This is a genomic window from Sorangium sp. So ce394, from assembly GCF_051474665.1.
Lineage (GTDB): Bacteria > Myxococcota_A > Polyangia > Polyangiales > Polyangiaceae > Sorangium > Sorangium cellulosum_D.
The window spans coordinates 5,802,218-5,819,950 of sequence record NZ_CP150339.1 but is presented as its reverse complement, the minus strand read 5'-3'; the positions used below and the strand labels follow the sequence as shown (position 1 = coordinate 5,819,950).

Annotated in this window: 14 protein-coding genes; 10 read left to right on the top strand and 4 right to left on the bottom strand. The window is 71.8% G+C overall.

What is annotated here, in order from left to right:
* Window positions 1-130 precede the first annotated feature (130 nt).
* A complete protein-coding gene (locus WMF33_RS21245) occupies window positions 131-3,427 on the top strand; it encodes a UvrD-helicase domain-containing protein (RefSeq protein WP_437338855.1) in 3,297 nt (1,098 codons plus the stop codon).
* Window positions 3,428-3,703: 276 nt separating this feature from the next.
* On the opposite strand, the gene WMF33_RS21240 is transcribed toward WMF33_RS21245, so the two are convergent.
* Complete coding sequence (locus tag WMF33_RS21240) at window positions 3,704-5,323, bottom strand: SEL1-like repeat protein (RefSeq protein WP_437338854.1); 1,620 nt, start codon at window positions 5,321-5,323, stop codon at window positions 3,704-3,706.
* Window positions 5,324-5,489: 166 nt separating this feature from the next.
* On the opposite strand from WMF33_RS21240, the gene WMF33_RS21235 reads away from it, so the two are divergent.
* The 3 genes from WMF33_RS21235 to WMF33_RS21225 all read left to right on the top strand — a co-directional run bounded on the left by WMF33_RS21235 (window position 5,490) and on the right by WMF33_RS21225 (window position 6,680).
* Window positions 5,490-5,699, top strand: coding sequence for a hypothetical protein (locus WMF33_RS21235; protein ID WP_236644690.1), 210 nt, complete (start codon window positions 5,490-5,492; stop codon window positions 5,697-5,699).
* A 153-nt stretch (window positions 5,700-5,852) separates the two neighbouring features.
* Complete coding sequence (locus tag WMF33_RS21230) at window positions 5,853-6,356, top strand: magnesium transporter (protein WP_437338853.1); 504 nt, start codon at window positions 5,853-5,855, stop codon at window positions 6,354-6,356.
* Window positions 6,357-6,389: 33 nt separating this feature from the next.
* A complete protein-coding gene (locus WMF33_RS21225) occupies window positions 6,390-6,680 on the top strand; it encodes a SelT/SelW/SelH family protein (protein WP_437338852.1) in 291 nt (96 codons plus the stop codon).
* A 183-nt stretch (window positions 6,681-6,863) separates the two neighbouring features.
* Here WMF33_RS21225 and WMF33_RS21220 read toward each other — a convergent pair whose 3' ends face one another.
* Window positions 6,864-7,859, bottom strand: coding sequence for a serine O-acetyltransferase (locus tag WMF33_RS21220; RefSeq protein ID WP_437338851.1), 996 nt, complete (start codon window positions 7,857-7,859; stop codon window positions 6,864-6,866).
* A gap of 7 nt (window positions 7,860-7,866) precedes the next feature.
* Window positions 7,867-8,859 (bottom strand): cysteine synthase A, encoded by a 993-nt coding sequence (gene cysK / locus WMF33_RS21215; protein WP_437338850.1) that lies wholly within the window; start codon window positions 8,857-8,859, stop codon window positions 7,867-7,869.
* A 479-nt stretch (window positions 8,860-9,338) separates the two neighbouring features.
* Here cysK and WMF33_RS21210 point away from each other — a divergent pair, with 479 nt between their 5' ends.
* The 6 genes from WMF33_RS21210 to WMF33_RS21185 all read left to right on the top strand — a co-directional run bounded on the left by WMF33_RS21210 (window position 9,339) and on the right by WMF33_RS21185 (window position 16,619).
* Window positions 9,339-10,661 (top strand): hypothetical protein, encoded by a 1,323-nt coding sequence (locus WMF33_RS21210; protein ID WP_437338849.1) that lies wholly within the window; start codon window positions 9,339-9,341, stop codon window positions 10,659-10,661.
* A 201-nt stretch (window positions 10,662-10,862) separates the two neighbouring features.
* Window positions 10,863-11,798, top strand: a complete 936-nt coding sequence (locus tag WMF33_RS21205; protein WP_437338848.1) for a hypothetical protein — start codon at window positions 10,863-10,865, stop codon at window positions 11,796-11,798.
* 556 nt (window positions 11,799-12,354) lie between these two features.
* On the top strand, window positions 12,355-14,535 hold the full coding sequence (gene ligD, locus WMF33_RS21200; protein ID WP_437338847.1) for a DNA ligase D: 2,181 nt from the start codon (window positions 12,355-12,357) through the stop codon (window positions 14,533-14,535).
* Window positions 14,536-14,719: 184 nt separating this feature from the next.
* Window positions 14,720-15,352 (top strand): hypothetical protein, encoded by a 633-nt coding sequence (locus WMF33_RS21195; protein WP_437338846.1) that lies wholly within the window; start codon window positions 14,720-14,722, stop codon window positions 15,350-15,352.
* Window positions 15,353-15,372: 20 nt separating this feature from the next.
* Complete coding sequence (locus tag WMF33_RS21190) at window positions 15,373-15,972, top strand: RES family NAD+ phosphorylase (protein ID WP_437338845.1); 600 nt, start codon at window positions 15,373-15,375, stop codon at window positions 15,970-15,972.
* A gap of 221 nt (window positions 15,973-16,193) precedes the next feature.
* Entirely contained in the window at window positions 16,194-16,619 is a 426-nt protein-coding gene (locus tag WMF33_RS21185) for a hypothetical protein (protein ID WP_437338844.1), read from the top strand.
* A 48-nt stretch (window positions 16,620-16,667) separates the two neighbouring features.
* Here WMF33_RS21185 and WMF33_RS21180 read toward each other — a convergent pair whose 3' ends face one another.
* Window positions 16,668-17,663: a hypothetical protein gene (locus WMF33_RS21180; RefSeq protein ID WP_437338843.1), complete on the bottom strand. Its 996-nt coding sequence runs from the start codon at window positions 17,661-17,663 to the stop codon at window positions 16,668-16,670.
* Window positions 17,664-17,733: the final 70 nt, after the last annotated feature.

Here is a 17,733-nt window from a genome sequence, read left to right as displayed (position 1 = left end):
CGCTTTATCTTGGGTCTTTACGATTTGCGTATCAATTTTCCCATCATTTATTCAACAAAAGCATCGGTGTCCACGATTGACAGCGCGAGGAAGTTCTCGATAGGGAACAACACCTCAATTACGGGTCACCATGCGTTTCTATGCCGACCTTCACGTGCATTCGAAATACTCGCGTGCCACGAGCAGCGATTGCGATCTCGCGCACCTGAGCTACTGGGCTCAGCGCAAGGGCATCGCGGTGCTCGGCACGGGGGATTTCACCCATCCGGCGTGGATGGCCGAGCTCCGCGAGCGCCTCGTGCCCGCCGAGCCCGGCCTCTTCCGCCTGCGAGACGACCTGGGCCGCGCCGTGTCGGAGCGTCTCCCTGGCGCGTGCCGCGGGGAGACCCGCTTCATGCTCTCGGTGGAGATCTCGACGATCTACAAGAAGGGAGATCGGACGCGCAAAATCCATCATCTCCTCTATGCGCCGGACTTCGAAGCCGCGGACCGGATCGTCCGCGCGCTCTCGAAGATCGGCAACCTGACCGCCGACGGGCGGCCGATCCTGGGGCTCGATTCGCGCCACCTGCTCGAGATCGTGCTGGAGTCGGGCGAGGGCTCCTACCTCGTGCCAGCGCACATCTGGACTCCGTGGTTCTCGGTGCTCGGCTCCAAGGCCGGCTTCGACGCGGTCGAGGAGTGCTACGGCGATCTCGCGCCGCACATCTTCGCGCTCGAGACCGGGCTCTCGTCCGATCCCGCGATGAACTGGCGCATCTCGGGGCTCGATCGCTACCGGCTCGTCTCCAGCTCGGACGCGCACTCGCCCGCGAAGCTCGGCCGCGAGGCCACGGCGTTCGACGCGCCGCTCGATTACTTCGCGATCCGGCGCGCCCTGGAGACCGGACAGGGCTTCGGCGGCACGGTGGAGTTCTTCCCGGAGGAGGGCAAATACCACCTCGACGGCCACCGGAAGTGCAATGTCGTGCTGTCGCCGGCGGAGACGCGGGCGCGCTCCCTCGCGTGCCCCGTGTGCGGGCACCCGGTCACCGTGGGCGTGCTGCACCGGGTCGAGGAGCTCGCCGACCGCGAGGAGGGGGTGCGCCCCGAGGGCGCGAGCGAGTTCCGCAACCTGGTGCCGCTGCCCGAGGTGCTGGCCGAGCTCCACGGCGTTGGCGCCTCCAGCAAGGTGGTGCAGCGGAGCTACGACGGGGTGCTGTCGCGGCTCGGCCCCGAGCTGTTCCTCCTCGGCGACGCCCCGCTCGACGAGATCGAGCGCGCCGGGACGCCGCTCCTCTCCGAGGCGATCGCGCGGATGCGCGAGGGGCGCGTGATCCGCGACGCCGGCTACGACGGCGAGTACGGCGTGATCCGGGTCTTCCAGCCGGAGGAGCTCACGCAGCGCCGCGGGGGCGGGCTCCTCTTCCAGCCCGAGCCCGCGGCGCCGGAGCCGCCGTCCGCGCCGGCGCGCCCTCCCGCGCCGCCGCGCGCTTCCGACGCGTCGCGGCCGCCCCCGCGCCGCGGCCGGGCCCCCGCCGAGCGCGCGCCGGGGCCCGCCGGCGAGGCGTCCCTCGGCGCGCCGCCCGGCGGAGGGCCCCCGGGCGGCGCGGCGCTGCTCGACGGGCTCGACCCGGAGCAGCGGGCCGCGGCCGAGCTCACGGACGGCGCGGTGCTCCTCCTGGCGGGGCCGGGCACGGGCAAGACCCGCACGCTCACGCACCGGATCGCCCACCTCGTCCTGGATCTCGGCGTGCCGCCGGAGCAGTGCCTCGCGATCACCTTCACGCGCCGGGCCGCCGACGAGATGCGGGAGCGGCTCGGCGCGCTGCTCGGCGAGGCCGGCGGCCGCGTGCCGGCCATGACCTTCCACGCGCTCGGCCTCTCGCTGCTCCGCGAGCACGCGCAGGCCGCCGGCGGCGCTCCGCCCGGGATCGCCGGCGAGCGCGAGCGGCTGGCGATGCTCGCCGCGGCGCTCAACGTCCCCGAGCGGCGGGCGGCCCGGCTGCTCGCCGACATCGCCGCGCTGAAGCGGCGCTACCCGCGCCACGCCGACGCGCCCCGGCCGCAGGAGGGCGCGCCGGCCGAAGGCGGCGAGATCGACCGCCACCTCGACCGCGCGTGGAAGGTGTACGAGGACGAGCTCGCCGCGCGCGGGCTCCTCGACCTGGACGATCTCGTCGGCCATGCGGTGCTGCTCCTCGAGGCGCAGGGCGACGCGCTCGCCGCGGCGCGCGCGCGGGCCCGGTATCTCTCCATCGACGAGTACCAGGACATCGACGAGCGCCAGTACCGGCTGGTGCGCGCGCTGGTCCCGCCCGGTGGGAACGTCTGCGCCATCGGCGATCCGGATCAGGCCATCTACGGCTTCCGCGGCGCCGACGTGGGCTTCTTCTTCCGCTTCCAGCAGGACTTCCCGGCGGCGCGCGTGGTGCGGCTGAAGCGGAATTACCGCTCGTCGCGCCCGATCGTCGAGGCGGCGCTCCAGGTGATCGCGCCCTCGCCGACGCTCGGCGCGCGGGAGCTCCTGCCGAGCGCGGGGGGCGTGGAGCTCGTGGCGGTTCATGACTCGCCCACGGAGGCGGCCGAGGCCGAGCGCGTGGTGCACACCATCGAGCGGATGCTCGGGGGGTCGACGTTCTTTTCGATGGATAGCGGGCGGGTGGACTCGCCTGCGGCGGGCGGCGAGTACTCCTTCTCGGATTTCGCGGTGCTCTACCGGACGGAGGCGCAATCCGAGCCGCTCCGGGAGGCGTTCGCCCGTTCGGGCATGCCGTTCCAGCGGCGGTCCGAGCGTCGCCTCGTCGAGCGCGCGGCCTCGGAGGCGCTCGCGCGGGCGCTGGCCGGCGCTCCGCCGGGGCCGCTCGCGGCGCGGCTCAAGGCGGCCGCGGCGCGGCTGCGGGAGGAGGTCGCGCAGCCGGCGGTGGACGTCGCTCCGCCCGCGGAGGCGGTCGCGGAGGGCGCGGCGCGCCTCGGCGAGGCCGACGTCGACGCGGCGCTGGAGCTGCTTTTGCCGCTCGCGGAGCGCTGCGGAGGGGATCTCGACCGATTCTTGATCGAGCTCGCGGTGAGCACAGAGATCGACGCGTGGGATCCGCGGGCCGACCGCATCTCGCTCCTCACGCTGCACGCGGCCAAGGGGCTGGAGTTCCGGGTGGTCTTCCTGGTGGGGTGCGAGGACGGCCTGCTCCCGTTGCGGTTCCCTGGCAGGGAGGAGACGGACGTCGCCGAGGAGCGCCGGCTCTTCTATGTCGGCATGACGCGGGCGCGAGAGCGGCTGTTCCTCACGCGCGCGATGCAGCGCGCGCGGCACGGCAAGGTGGTCGAGACCGAGATCTCGCCGTTCGTTCGCGAGGTCGAGGAGCGGCTGCTCCTGCGGGCCGGTCCGTCGCCGGAGGCGCAGAAGAGGCCGCGCGCGGCGGCGGATCGCCAGATGAAGCTGTTTTAGGGCGGTTCTGAGCCGGGACTGAGACACCGTCTCTCGTCGCTGGTTTCCGTTCTCCGCTTTCGTCTTCCGTCTTCCCGCTTCCGTCTTCGTGCGCGTGCGCGTGCGCGCTGATTCCGGGGAATCGCGCACGCGCACGCGCACGAAGGACGCGCACGGAAGAGGGGAGACGAGAGACGAGAGACGAGAGACGGAAGAGGAGTGAGGGAAGACCGGCGCGAGGGAGCGCCCGCCTCGTCGACCTGAGCTCGCGGTTCGCCGGAGCGCCGCGGCCCTCGCCTACTTGCGCGCGCCGCCGAGCCGCTTCTGGCTCGCGCACGCCGCCTTGTCCTGGGTCCGCGAGCACTGCTCCGCGTAGAAGGCCCGCGCGCGCTCCTTGTCCTTCTTCTCCAGGAGCTGTCCGAACGCGTCGCACGCCTTCTTCTCCCCCCACTGCGAGCACGCCTTCTCGTACAGCGAGAACGCCCGCTCCGGGTCCGCCGTCACCCCGTCCCCGCGCTGCCAGATCTCCGCGGCCCGCAGGCAGCCGCCCGAGCCGCACACCTTCTCGTAGAGCGCGGCGGCGCGCGCCATGTCCTTCGGAATGCCGGTCCCCTTCTCGTACATCCCGGCGAGGCTCATGCACGCCTCGGCGCCGAAGCCCTTCTCCGGGCAACCCTTCTCGAAGAACGAATAGGCCTTCGCGACGTCCCTCGGCACGCCGTCGCCCTCCGCGAAGACCGCGCCCGCGGCGTTGCACGCGCGCATGTCCCCCAGGCTGCAGCCGCGCCGGTACGCCGCGATCGCCTTCACCCCGTCCTTCGGCGCGCCCTGCCCCTTGCGGAGGATGTCCCCCAGGTCGACGCAGTCCTCGGCCTGGCCCCCCTCGCACGCGCGCTGGAGCACGCCCACCGCCACCGCCACGTCCTTCGCCGCGAGCTTCCCCTCGATGAGCATCTTGCCCAGCGCGCTGCAGCTCGGCCCGTACCCGAGATCGCAGCCGCGCCGGAGGAACGCGACCGCGCGCGTCGCGTCCTTCGGGAGGACCGCCTGCGGGCCCTCGCTCAGGTACCACTCGGCCGCGCTGAAGCACGCCCAGCCGTCGCCCATCTCGCACGCCTTGTCGGCGAACTCGCGCACCTTCGCCCGCCCCGCGGTGTCCGGCGGCACCTTGGCGCTCTGGATGTCGCGCAGCTGCAGCCGCGCCCGCGCGTAGCAGGCCTGCGTGACGCCCGCGCCGCACGCCTTCTCGAACAGCTCCGCCGCCCTCGCGTCGTCGCGCGGCAGGTCCTTGCCGCTCAGGTAGTGAATCCCGAGGTGATAGCAGCTGCCGACGTCGCCCTTCCCGCACTGCGCCGCGCACGCCCTCGCGTCCGCGGGCTCGCACAGGTGCGCGGGCGTGGCCGCCGGCGGCGAGCACTTCGCCCCGCTCCTCACCGTCCCGACCGGGCACGAGCTCGCCAGCTTCGGGAGCTCGTCCTCGGCCGGCTTCGCCGCCGGCTCGGCCGTCTCTGCCTTCTTCGCCTCCAGCGGGACGAGCTCCAGGCGAAGCGGCGCATGGCAGCGGTCCGTCGGGGCCTGCGCGTCGGGCTTCGCGGCCCGGCACGCCTCGAGCTCCCCTTCCCGGCTCGCGGTGCCCCCCTGGTTCGACGCTGCCGCAGGCGCGACCGCCGCGAAGACCTGATCGACCGTCCGCGCCGCGCCGCGGCTGCCCGGCGCCATCGCGAAGGCCCCGAGGAGCGCCGCGCGCACGAAGTGCGTCGCGCCCTCGCAGCTGCCCGAGAGGTCCTGCGCCGAGGCCGACGTCACCGTGGTCGCCATCTTCCCTGCGGGCACGAGCGCCACGTCGAACGCGGCCGTCTGGTTGCCTTCGATCGCGGTGCTGAGCGCCGGCGCGCCGAACGGAACGTTCGCCTGCATCTCCGCAGGATTTGTTAATTGAATCACATTTTCGTTCCGGCTCACGCCCGCGTAGGAGTAGGTCCCTGGGAGCTTGCACTGGGCGAGGAGCTTCAACGTCGTGCAGTCGTAGGAGACGACGGCGACGCCTTCTTTCATCGCGAGGCCGAGATCGGAGCGGCGGGTCGTGAGCCAGTCGACGATGAGCGGCTCGGTGTGGCCGATGGCCGGACACCCGCCGGTGTTCTCGCCGGCGCTGCTCGCGGGCAAGACGGTGGGCCGGGGCGGGTGCACGACCACCTCGGGATCCAGGCCCGGTCCACAGGCCGTCGCTGCGAGCGAGAGCCCAACCACGCACATGTCGAAGGCGCGCTTCATCGGGGCGACAGAACCATGAGCCGTGGGGTCCGGTCAATATGGCGAGCGCGGCAGCGCGCCCGTACGCCGGCCGCGCGGTCCGTGCCGGGCTATGCTCGGCGCGCCGCCCGCGCCCGGAGCCTCCATGAGCACGTCCAGGTCCCAGGAGAGACTGCAAGAGAGCCAGAGCCTGGTGACTACCCTGCTCGAAAAGCAACGCGTCATCGAGGCCCTGACGCACAAGCAGGAGAGCAAGAACAAAGAGCTGATCGAGTCGCTGGTCCACCGTCAAAATCTCGCCCTGCTGCAGAGGAAGCTCAGGGATCTGCACCCGGCGGACCTCGCTCACATCATCGAGGTGCTCCCCCAGCCGGACCGGCTTGTGGTCTGGGCTGAGCTCGAGCCCCACCACGCCGCACAGGAGCTCTTCGTGGGCCTGATGAACGGCGCGGTCTGGGGCACGCTGGTGGGGCTCTCCGCGATGGCCCTCTACGGCAGCGTCCCTCTCGGTCTGGTGATGGCCGCGGCGATCCTGCTCAACCTGGTGGTGGCGGCCATGGTCGGCTGCATGGTTCCGATCGTTCTTCAGCGCCTGGGCCGCGATCCGGCCCAGGGTTCGAGCGTCCTGCTCACGTTCACCACGGACAGCATGGGTTTCTTCATTTTCCTCGGCCTGGCCCGTGCGTTCCTCGTCTGAGCCTGCGCCGTCGGATCGCGCTACGCTCGCGTCATGGATGCCGTCCCTGCCCCGCCTCGCCCGCTCGTCGCGATCCGCTACTGCCCGAAGTGCCGTTGGCTGACGCGCGCCGCCTGGCTTGCTCAGGAGCTCCTCATCACGTTCCCCGACGAGATCGACGTGCTCCTCTCGCCGGGATCGAGTGGCATCTTCGACGTCACGCTCGACGGCGTCCTCCTCTTCTCGCGCGCCTCTGCCGAGCGTTTCCCCGAGCCCAAGGAGCTGAAGCAATCGATCCGCGACCGCATCGCCCCCGACCGCCCCCTAGGCCACTCCGACCGCTGACCCCCCTGCCCTCCCGCGCTCCTCAATCACCTCTTCTACATACAAAATAAAAATGTGGCGCCCAGCGGCGGTCGCCCGCACAGGAGACGGGCCCAGATCGGCGTTTTCGGCGCGCAGGCGTACTCTTGTACGCCGAGCACCGAAAACGTCGAGATGGGCCCGTCTCCGAAGCGGGCGCCCGCCTCAGATATCGAAGTCTAGAATGCTGGCGTCCAGCTCGGAGCCGCCGACGGCGGGCGCGCCCTGGGACGGCGAGGCGACGCGCAGCCTGGGCGCCTCGATCGCCACGCGCTGGCCGCCGGCGACGCTCTTCGTCAGGAACACCGAGCCGCCCACCACGCTCCCCTGCCCCAGCACCGTCTTTCCGCCGAGCACGGTGGCATTCGCGTAGATGGTGACATCGTCCTCCACCGTGGGGTGGCGCTTCAGGCCGCGCGCGCCCCGCGAGTGCTGGGGCAACGACAGGGCGCCGAGCGTCACGCCCTGGTAGAGCTTGACGTGCGCGCCGATGTCGGTGGTCTCGCCGATGACGACGCCGGTCGCGTGATCGATGAAGAAGCTGTCGCCGATGTTGGCGCCCGGGTGGATGTCGGCGCCCGTCCGCGTGTGCGCCCACTCGCTCATGATCCGGGGCATGAGCGGCACGCCGAGCAGGTACAGCTCGTGCGCGACCCGGTGCACCGTCACGGCGAGCAGGCCCGGATAGGCCAGGATGATCTCGTCCATCGAGGCCGCCGCCGGGTCGCCGTCGTAGGCCGCCTGCACGTCGAGCAGGAGGCGCCGCCGGACGTCCGGCAGCCGGCTCACGAACGCCCGCGCCACGTCGCGCCCCCGCTGCCGGCACTTCGGGACGTCGAGGCGCCGCGCGTCCACCGTCTCGTCCTGGAAGCAGAGGCAGCGCTCGATCTGCCGCTCCAGCTTGTCCCGCAGGTTCGAGACCAGCGTGCCCACGTGGTAGAGCAGGTCCTCGTCCGACAGGTCCTGTCGCCCGTGGTAGCCCGGGTAGAAGATCTGGAGCAGGAGATCGATGATCTCCGTGATCTCCTGGCGCGACGGGGTGAAGCGCTTGTTGATGTGATGCCCGCGCGGATCTTCGCGGTAGCTCGCGATCAGCGCATCGACGATGCCGTGCAGGTCGCCCGACGCCTGGGCCGAGGCACCATCACATTCCTTGCTCACGTCGACCTCACGAGGCCTTCATCGCCTCGATCTCCGCGAACATCCCTTCGAAGAGGGGCCCGGAGAGGTACCGCTCGCCTGCGTCCGGCAGGATGGCCACGATGGTCTTGCCTTCCCACTTCGGATCCCGCGCGAGCCGGCTCGCCGCGACCATCGCGGCGCCGCAGGAGACGCCGCACAGGATGCCCTCCTCGCGCGCCAGGCGCCGCGACATGGCGATCGACTCGTCGTTGGAGACCGCCTCGACCTGATCCACGAAGGAGAGGTCGAGGTTCTTGGGGACGAAGCCGGCGCCGATGCCCTGGATCTTGTGGGGCGACGGGGTGAGCGGCTGGCCCGCGAGCGTCTGCGCGATGACCGGCGAGTGGACCGGCTCCACGGCCACCGAGTGCAGCGCGCGGCCGCGGACGCGCTCGAAGTAGCGGCTGACGCCGGTCAGCGTGCCGCCGGTGCCCACGCCCGAGACGAGGACGTCGACGTTGCCGCCGGTGTCGTCCCAGATCTCGGGGCCGGTCGTGGTCTCGTGGATGGCGGGGTTCGCCGGGTTCTCGAACTGCCGCATCAGCACGTAGCGGCCGGGGTCCGAGGCGGCCAGGGCCTCGGCCTTGGCGATGGCGCCGTTCATCCCCTGGGGGCCCGGCGTCAGGAGGAGCTTGGCCCCGAGGGCCACGAGCACCTTGCGCCGCTCCATGCTCATCGTCTCGGGCATGGTGAGCACGCACTCGATGCCGCGCGAGGCGGCGGCGAAGGCCAGCGCGATGCCGGTGTTGCCGCTGGTCGCCTCGACGATCGCCTTGCCGGGGCCGAGCGCGCCCCGCTTCTCGGCCTCCCAGACCATGGCCGCGCCGATGCGGCACTTGACCGAGTACGCCGGGTTCCGCCCCTCGATCTTCGCGAGCACGATGGCGCCGCCGCCGTCGGTCACCCGGCGGATGCGGACGAGCGGCGTGCGGCCGATGCTCTGGGTGTTGTCTTCGTAGACGCGGGGGAAGTTGGTCATGGGGGCCCGTGCGGGTGGGAGGAGGGGAAAGGAGATCCAGAGGCGCCCCGCGCTGTCAAGGCCCACGTTCGCCCCGCCCCTCGCCGCCCCGGATTTCCAACGCGCGGCGCGGCGTTGCCCGGCGCTCCCCAGCGACCGCTCGCTCGCCGGGCGCCCGCGCGGCGCGCGACCGCTCGCGGGCCGTTGGACGTGCAACCGATGGACGTGCAACCGACCCGTTGGACATCCAACGGCTTGCGAGGCCCGGCGCGCGAGCGCTCGCGCGCCACGGACGCCGCGAGCGCCAGACGGGTGGACGTCAGTCGGTTCATGGCCAGTTCACACCGTCAGGCCGCGAATTCGAGTACGCGCGAAGCGCGGTAGACGCAAACGCGTTCGGTCGCGAAGTAAGGTGATTGCCTGAGGGCTCGGCTGACCATCTCCATGGTACGACGTCGGACCAGGTCCACCTTCTTGACGCGCGCGAATGCGAGCTTAGCTTGCTGAATTTCGCGCTTGCCCTTCGTGGCATGGGCCTCGCATCATGGCTGAGCATGTTCCCCGCAGAGCCCCATCGCGCGGAGGTCCAACTGCTTCACGACGAGGATGAACCCACTTTAATTTTCCGCCGTCCCCCGGCATCGCTTGCGGGCATGGCCATGCCGGTCGGGGCGGCGGCTCCGGTCGATGCGACGCCAGTCGAGGCGGCTCCGGTCGAGGCGGCGCCGGTGCGGCGTTCCATGTCGCGCCTGATCGCGCTGAGCGCGGGGGCGGGCCTGGGCTTTGCGGCGGTGCTGGGCGCGCTCGTCTCGCTGCAGCTCGGGGCTGCGGGCTTCGATCTCCGCGGGGGCTCGGCGATCCAGCCCGCGGCGGCTGCGGCGGCTGTCCTGCGCTCCACCGGGGCGGCGGCGCGGGTCGAGGCGCGGGCGAAGGCGGCTGCGCCGGTCCAGGCGCAGGCGGAGGCGGCTGCGCCGCTCATCGATCTCGACGACCGTGCCGACGCGACGCTCGATCGCTCGGCGGTGATCCCGATCCCCGACGGCATCATCACCATCCCCTCGTCGTTCTCCTCGGCGGATGGGGCTTACGACCTCGTGGTCCATTTTCACGGGATCAACGACGTCGTCCAGACGGGGTTCGAGCGGGCCGGGCTCAACGCGGTCGTGATGATCATCAACATGGGCATCAGCTCGGCGGCGTACGAGACCCGGTTCTCGATCCGCTCCTACCTGCCGGTGCTCCTCGCGAAGGCGCAGACCGCGCTCGAGGCGCGCGGGCTGCGCGACGCCCGGCTCAGGCGCGTCGCGCTCTCGGCGTTCAGCGCGGGGTACGGCGCGGTTCGCGGGCTCCTGAACCAGCCCGGGTTCACCGACAAGGTCGACGCCGTCCTCCTCCTGGACGGCATCCATACCGGGTACATGCCGATCGACCACAGCCTGGACATGGAGCGTCTCAAGCCGTTCGGGCGCTTCGCCGAGCTGGCGGCCGCCGGCAAGAAGCTCATGTCGATCACGCATTCGGAGATCATCCCGGTGGGCGATTACGCCGGCACGCACGAGAGCACGGACGCTCTCCTCAAGCTCACGGGGGCGCAGCGCTCGCCGAGCGCCGGCGCCGATGCGCAGGCGGTCTATGACCTGACGGGGACGTCGGGCGAGGCGAAGCCCCGGTTCGCTCCGCTGTCGGAGGCGCACCGGGGTGCGTTCCACGTGCGGGGATATCCAGGCACCCAGAAGCCGGATCACGTGCGACATCTCACCCGCATGGCGGAGACGGCCGTGCCCGATCTGGTGCGCCACTGGAGCGAGACCCCCGCGCGGTGACGGGCGGAGAGCGCATATTGAGCGCGCGCCCTCGACAAGAGGGTGGGTTACGGAGATGAAGTCAGTTTCATTTGAGAATTCAGCTTGAGGTCGGTTCGACGCGTCGGTCGCGAGCGCTGTCGAGGGAGGGCGGCCGGCGGACGTCGTTGAGCCAGCCTAGGAGTTGGCTCCTGCGATCGTGATCTGCTACCGCGCGGCGCGATGGGTCAGCCGGACCTGTTCGCCAAGCGAACCTTCGCCGAAGAGACGGAGCGCCTCACCGGAGGCGCCATCACCTGGCAGGATCCACCGGAGATCCGGCTCGAGAAGGTGCAGAGCGACGGGCTGCTCCTGATACATCGCCCCGATTTCCTGGAGCACCTGACGGCGCCGTGGCCCGAGGCGCGGAAGCACGAGGAGGTGATGGTCGAGCTGAAGCTCGCCGGGGATCACGTGGATCGAAGGGCGATCGAGAGGGCTCTGTTGCGACGCCAGGCGAGGCAGTTGCAGCGGGTCGAGGAGCAGGAGCCGACGCCGTCCTGGCTGGGCCACGAGCCGCTCTGGATGGTCGCGCCGCACGTGCCGGAGTGGCTGGGACGGGTGTACGCGCCCGTCCGCTTCGCGCCCGGCTGCTACCGGGTGGAGCCGCTCGGGCACTGCTTGGTGTGGGTCGCAGCGAACGAGCTCCCCCTGCGGGACGAGCTGATCGCGTTCCTGGTCGCCCGCTCCGGTCGAGCCCTCGACGAGTTCGGCCGCTGGGTCGCGGGGCGCAGGCCCATCGAGTGGGTGCTGACCATGCTAGAGTACCTGGCGATGTCAGCGACGACCCGTGAGGAGCTCCTGTGGCGGTTCGGCAAGGCCGAGGACCCGGAGGTGGAGGCCCGGCGGCAGCGCATCCTCGAGGTGCTGCTCGAAGCGAGCCCGCAGGTTCAGAAGCGGCTGATCGAGAAAGGTGTCGAACAAGGCATCGAGAAGGGCATCGGCAAGGGACGGCTGGCCGAGGCGCGCGCCGCCCTGCGACGCGTGCTCGCACGCCGTAAGCTCGAGCTCAGCCCCGACGACGACGCCCGCATCGAGGCGTGTGTCGACCTCCCGACGCTGGAGCGCTGGCACGACCAGGCCATCACCGCGGCGAGCGCCTCGGAGGCGCTGCAGTAGCTCAGCCCGACGTGGAGCCGTGTCGCTCGTCCCGAGGAGCGCGGCTCGACCGCCCACATCGTCTCGGCACGACGAGCCGAGCGCCCATGACGGCAAGCGTAACACGGATCGTCTGCACGGATGGGGTCGTCCCCTCGCCGAACCTGAAGTCCGTCCCGTCTCGAGCCGAAGCGTCCGTGCAGCCCTGAGCAGCTGTTCAATCCAGGCTCGTGACGAGCGTGGAAACCCATCGCCGTCCGGGACCGCGTGTATCCCGCGGCCCAGTGCGTCTCGATGCCCAGGAGCGAAATCCGTGCGCCAGGCGCGTCGCCAAGCCGCGAGCGTGGCAGTTCGCCTCATTCTGGGGCGCGTATGCCGAGCTCAGCTGGCTACGCCATGAGATAAGGAGCCAGGGCGCGGATCGCATTCCGGTATCGAAATTGCTTTGCCGTCAAAAAAAAGGCGGTGCGCGACGATGGTCGGACAGAGACAAGCGCGAAGCGCGGCGCGGCGGACTCAGGACGAGCGGCCCCTACCCCCGACAGCCCGCCGCAGACGCGGCGCGACTGCGACGGACGTGGACGGCCTGCGCTCGTCCACCGCGAAGGGACAGGCGGACGGCGCCGCCGCGGCCCCGCGCCGGACGCTGACCTACGCGGATGCGCTCGAGGGCGCGCGGAGAGGGCCGTTCCCGGACGAGGTCGAACCCCAGCTCGCGACGCTCGTCACCGGGCCTCCGCAGGGCGAAGGGTGGCTCTACGAGGTCAAATTCGACGGCTACCGGATGCTCGCGCAGCTCCGCGGCGGCCGCGTGACGCTCCTGACCCGCCGCGGCCAGGACTGGACCGAGCGGTTCGCGAGCGTGCGCGACGACCTCGCTCGGCTGCCAGCCCGCGATGCGGTGATGGACGGCGAGATCGTCATCGTCGGGCCCGATGGCGTGACCGATTTCCAGGCCCTTCAGAACGCGCTCAGCGACGGAAATGATGGGCGCGAGGGGCGACTGATGTACTTCGTGTTCGACCTGCTCTACCTGGACGGCCGCGATCTCCGCGACTGCGCGCAGGTCACCCGCAAACGGGCGCTCAAGGCGCTGCTGGAGGAAGCGCCCGAGGAGGGCACCCTGCGCTACACGGAGCACCTCGAGGAGGACGGCGCCGCGGTGTTCCAGCACGCGTGCAAGCTCGGGATCGAGGGCGTCATCGCGAAGCGCCCGGAGGCTCACTACCGGAGCGGGCGCGGGAACAGCTGGCTCAAGGTGAAGTGCGGCAAGCGCCAGGAGTTCGTGATCGTCGGGTTCACCGAGCCGACCGGGGCCCGCCAGGGGCTCGGGGCCGTCCTCGTCGGCGTGAACAGGTCAGGCAAGCTCGCCTACGCCGGAAAGGTGGGCACGGGCTTCACGAACAAGACGCTCACGACCCTGCGCAGCCGTCTCGAGTCGATCGAGCGCGCCAAGCCGGCCTTCGCAGGGGCGCCGCGCATGCGCGGCGTGCACTGGGTCGAGCCCAAGCTCCTCGCCGAGGTCCAATTCTCCGCCTGGACGCGCGACGGGCGGCTGCGGCACCCGTCGTTCGAGGGCCTCCGCGAGGACCGCACCCCGGAGTCGGTCACCGTCGAGCGCGAGCAGCCCCCGCCGGCGCCGCCGCCCCGCAAGGCGGCCGGCGCGCCGAGCAAGGCGGTGAGCGCGGCCAGGAGCAAGGGGGCGAGCGCGAAAGCCGGCAAGGCGGTGAGCGCGGCCCTGAGCGAGGCGGCCGGCGCGGCGGGCAAAAGGGCGCGCAGGGCCGCCGGCACGACGCCCGGCAAGGCGGCCGGCGCAGCGGCGATCGAGGCGCCGGGCAAGGCCCCTCTCGGCGGCCGGGGCGGCGCCGAGAGGATCGAGGTCGCGGGGACGCGGCTGACGAACCCCGACAAGGTGCTCTATCCGGCGCAGGGGATCACGAAGCTCGCTCTCGCGCGGTATTACGCGCGGGTCGCCGAGCACATGCTGCCCTATGTCGCGAAGCGGCTGCTCACGCTCGTCCGCTGCCCCGCGGGTCAGGGCAAACCCTGCTTCTTTCAGAGGCACGAGGCCGAGGGGCTCTCGGAGGCCATCCGGCGGACGCTCGTCGAAGAGGACGATGGAACACGAACGTATCTCTACATCGAGAACACCGAAGGGCTGGTGTCGCTCGTGCAGATGGGGGCGCTCGAGATGCACATCTGGGGGAGCCGCGTCGACCGGATCGAGCAGCCGGACATGATGGTCTTCGACCTCGACCCGGCGCCGGAGCTCCCCTGGGAGCGCGTGGCCGAGGCCGCGAAGACCGTGCGGCACCTCCTGGAGACGCTGGGGCTGCGGAGCTTCGTCAAGACGACCGGCGGCAAAGGCCTCCACGTGGTGGTCCCGATCGAGGCGCGCAGGCGCTGGGACGAGGTGAAGCCGTTCACCAAGGCCGTGGCCGACGCGCTCGTGCGCTTCGAGCCGGCGCGGTACATCGCGACGCTCTCGAAGGCCAAGCGCACCGGCAAGGTCTTCGTCGACTACCTGCGGAACGGGCGCGGCGCGACCGCCGTGGCGCCGTACTCGACCCGCGCGCGCCCCGGCGCAGCCGTGGCGACGCCGCTCTCGTGGGACGAGCTCGACGCGCCGCTCGATCCCGCCTCGTTCACCATCGAGACCGTGCCGCAGCGCCTCGCGACCATCGCAGATCCGTGGGCCGAGCTCCCGACCGTGCGGCAGTCCATCACCAGTGCCATGATGAAGCAGGTCGGGCTCTGACCTCCTCGCGACGTCCCCGGCAAACCCAGGAGCCGGTGAGCACACCGAAGAAGAGAGACACCTGCGACACAACGAATGTACCTTTCACTGACGCTATGTTCAGCGGGGTCGTACTATCGCAACATGGCGGCGTGCGCTTGGTTGACGATGCCGCGGGCGCGCTGCATCGTCCCCTGCGTCTGTCATGGCCAAGGATCGGGACTCCAGCGCGCTGGCGGAAATTGCAGAGCGACTCCACCAGTTCGACGGTGAGCCGCTGCGGGTCGCGTTTCTGGCGCGCGGCATCGATGCGCTCACCCAGGTCGCCGAGCGGCTCGATCAGCGCGAGCTCGGCGAGGTCGTCGCGTCGCCCAGCAACGCGGACGCCCTGGTGACGGCGCTCACGCAGCCGAGCGCCGTGGGCCTCTTCTCCGCTGCGGATCCGCTCACGCCGGCCCGCCTCCGCGGCCTCCAGGCGAGGGACGCGCTCCTCGCCGCCGAGGGGGGCGCGCTCACCGCGGAGGAGGTCGGCGAGGCGCTCCACCTCGCGCCGCAAGCCATCGAGGCGCGGCGCGCCGCCGGGAGGCTGCTGGCCGTGAGCATCGGCCGTCGGGGGCACCTCTACCCCGCATGGCAGTTCGCGGACGACGGCGTGCTGCCGGGGCTGGAGGAGATCCTGGCCCTCCTCGACGACCACCCCCCGCTGGCGAAGGTCCGGTTCTTCCTCTCCGGCAACCACCGCCTCGACGGGGATCGGCCGCTCGACCGGATTCGCCGCGGCGATCTGGATCCGGTGCGGCTCGCCGCGCGCACGTTCGGCGAGCAAGGCGCGGCCTGAGAGCGCGCTGCGAAGCCGACATGACGACGACGATCGGGCCGCATCCGGACCCGCCCTTCGACTTCGCGACGAGGCCGCTCCCCATCACGATCTTCCGGCGGTGCTGGTTCCGGATCCACGGGCTCGCGCGCGATCCGCTGTACTTCGGCCGCTCGGGCGACAACCGCTTCGACGCCCCGGCCGGCGAGTTCGGGGTGCTGTACGCCGGGAAGGACGAGCATTGCTCGTTCATCGAGGTGTTCGGCCACGCGACCGGCGTGCGCTTCGTGGAGCAAGGCGAGCTCGCCGCGCGCGGGCTCGCGCGCATCGCGCCGAGGCGCCCGCTGCGGCTCGTGAACCTCACGAGAGAGGGGCTCGCGCGCCTCGGGGCCGACGCCCGCCTGACCTCCGGCGAATCGTACGGGGCCGCGCACCGCTGGGCGCTCGCGATCCACGAGCACCCGAGGCGACCCGACGGCATCGCCTATGCGGCGCGCCACGATCCGAGCCGCGTCTGCGCCGCCCTCTTCGAGCGCGCCAGCGCGGACCTCTCGGTCACCCGGCTCGGCTCCCTCGCGGATCCGGCGCACGCGGCGCTCCTCGCCACGATCCTGGACACCTACAAGTTCGGGCTCGTCTGAGCATCGACGCGCGGAGGGCCGCGCGGCGCCCGAGGCGCCTTGCCGCGCCGCGAGACGGCGGCGCCGGGCGCGGCGTGGGCGCGCCCGCCGGGAGCCACGCGCGTGCGCGCCGGGCGCGCGCGCGCCGGCACAGCCGGTGCTTCCCGTGAACACAGGCGCGCTGCGGCGGCGCCGCGGCGGGCGGTGGCCACGGCGCGCGCGGCCGGGCGGCGGGGGGTTCGATGAAAATCAAGAATCTGCGGCTGGAAACAGGCTATCTCGTGGAGCCCATCGCGCTCCAGAAGGGGCTCGCGATTCACCAGATCCAGATCGCGACGATCGGCGGCGAGGGGTCGTCTCGGGTCCGGCTCTCGCTCGAAGCCAACGTTTGCACGATCGACAGCTTCGGCGAGGCGAAGGCGTGCGCGCGGGGGGCGCCCATCCACCTGGACGCGGACGTGGAGCTCCTCGAGGAGTGCGATGAGAAGCAGCTGCTCGCCCTCAAGTTCGACGGCGGCAGCGGGCCGGCGCTCCGGCTGGCGCTCCTGCCCCTCTGCGGCGTCGTCCAGCAGGCGATCGTGGCGCGGCTCCTCGTTTTCGGGGAGAGCGGCGAGCTCAAGGCCATCGTGCCGATGCAGGGATCGTCGGCGGGCTGCGTGGTGGCCTGAGCGAGCGCGGCGGCGCTGCCAGCGCCTGGAGCCCGGAAAGGGCGTCGTTCAGGAGCCGCGCGGGCCGCCGCCGGGCCCGAAAGGACCGGCCGGCCCGCCGGAGACGCCGTCGGGACCAGCGCCGTGGGGGCCGGGTGCGCCCTGCGGCGCGCCGTAGGCACCGGCGGGCGCGCCGTAGGCACCGGGCGGGGCCCCCGGAGGCGCACCGTAAGCGCCGGGCTGAGCGCCAGGGAAAGCGCCATAGGCGCCCGCGGGAGCCCCGTAGGCGCCGGCCGGACCGGGGGGAGCTCCAGGCGGCGCGCCGTAGGCCGCGGGGGCAGCGCCGTAGGCGCCGGGCGGGGCCCCAGGAGGCGCGCCGTAAGCGCCGGGCGGGGCCCCAGGAGGCGCGCCGTAAGCGCCGGGTGGGGCTCCAGGAGGCGCGCCGTAAGCGCCGGGCGGGGCTCCAGGAGGCGCGCCGTAAGCGCCGGGGGCAGCGCCGTAGGCGCCCGCGGGAACGCCGTAAGCGCCCGCGGGAACGCCGTAAGCGCCGGCGGGAGCGCCATAAGCGCCGGCGGGAACGCCGTAGGCGCCGGGCTGAGCCCCTGGTGGCGCTCCGTGAGCCCCCACCGGAGGATAGCCCCCGAGCGCGGCTGCGGTGGCCGGCCCCTGCCCGGGCGGGTACGCGGCCTCCATGGCGACGCGGCGGGGATTGGCCGGGTCGTAGCGCACCGTGACGATGCACCCCGGCTGGATACGAGGGGCCGCGAGCACCGACACGAGGGCGACCGTCTCCACCTGATAGGGCGGCATTCCCGGCGGCATCACCTCGAGGAGCAGCTTGAGGCTGTAGGAGTCCTGGGCGCCCATCGACACCTTCATGCCGGTCTCCTGGTACTGCAGCACGCGCGCCGCGCACGAGACGCCGATTCGAAGCAGCTGCTGCTGCTCCTGCTGCTGGGCCCGGAGCGGACCGAGGACCTTCTTCCAGACCCCGAAGAGGACCGCCGCAGTGATGCCGAGCGGCACGATGACGCTGAGCGCGATGATCAGCAGGGTGGACGTCATCGGGTCAGCGTACCAGGCCGGCGCCCCGGCGCACCAGGGCGTCGGCGCCCGTCATCGCCGATCGCGCCGC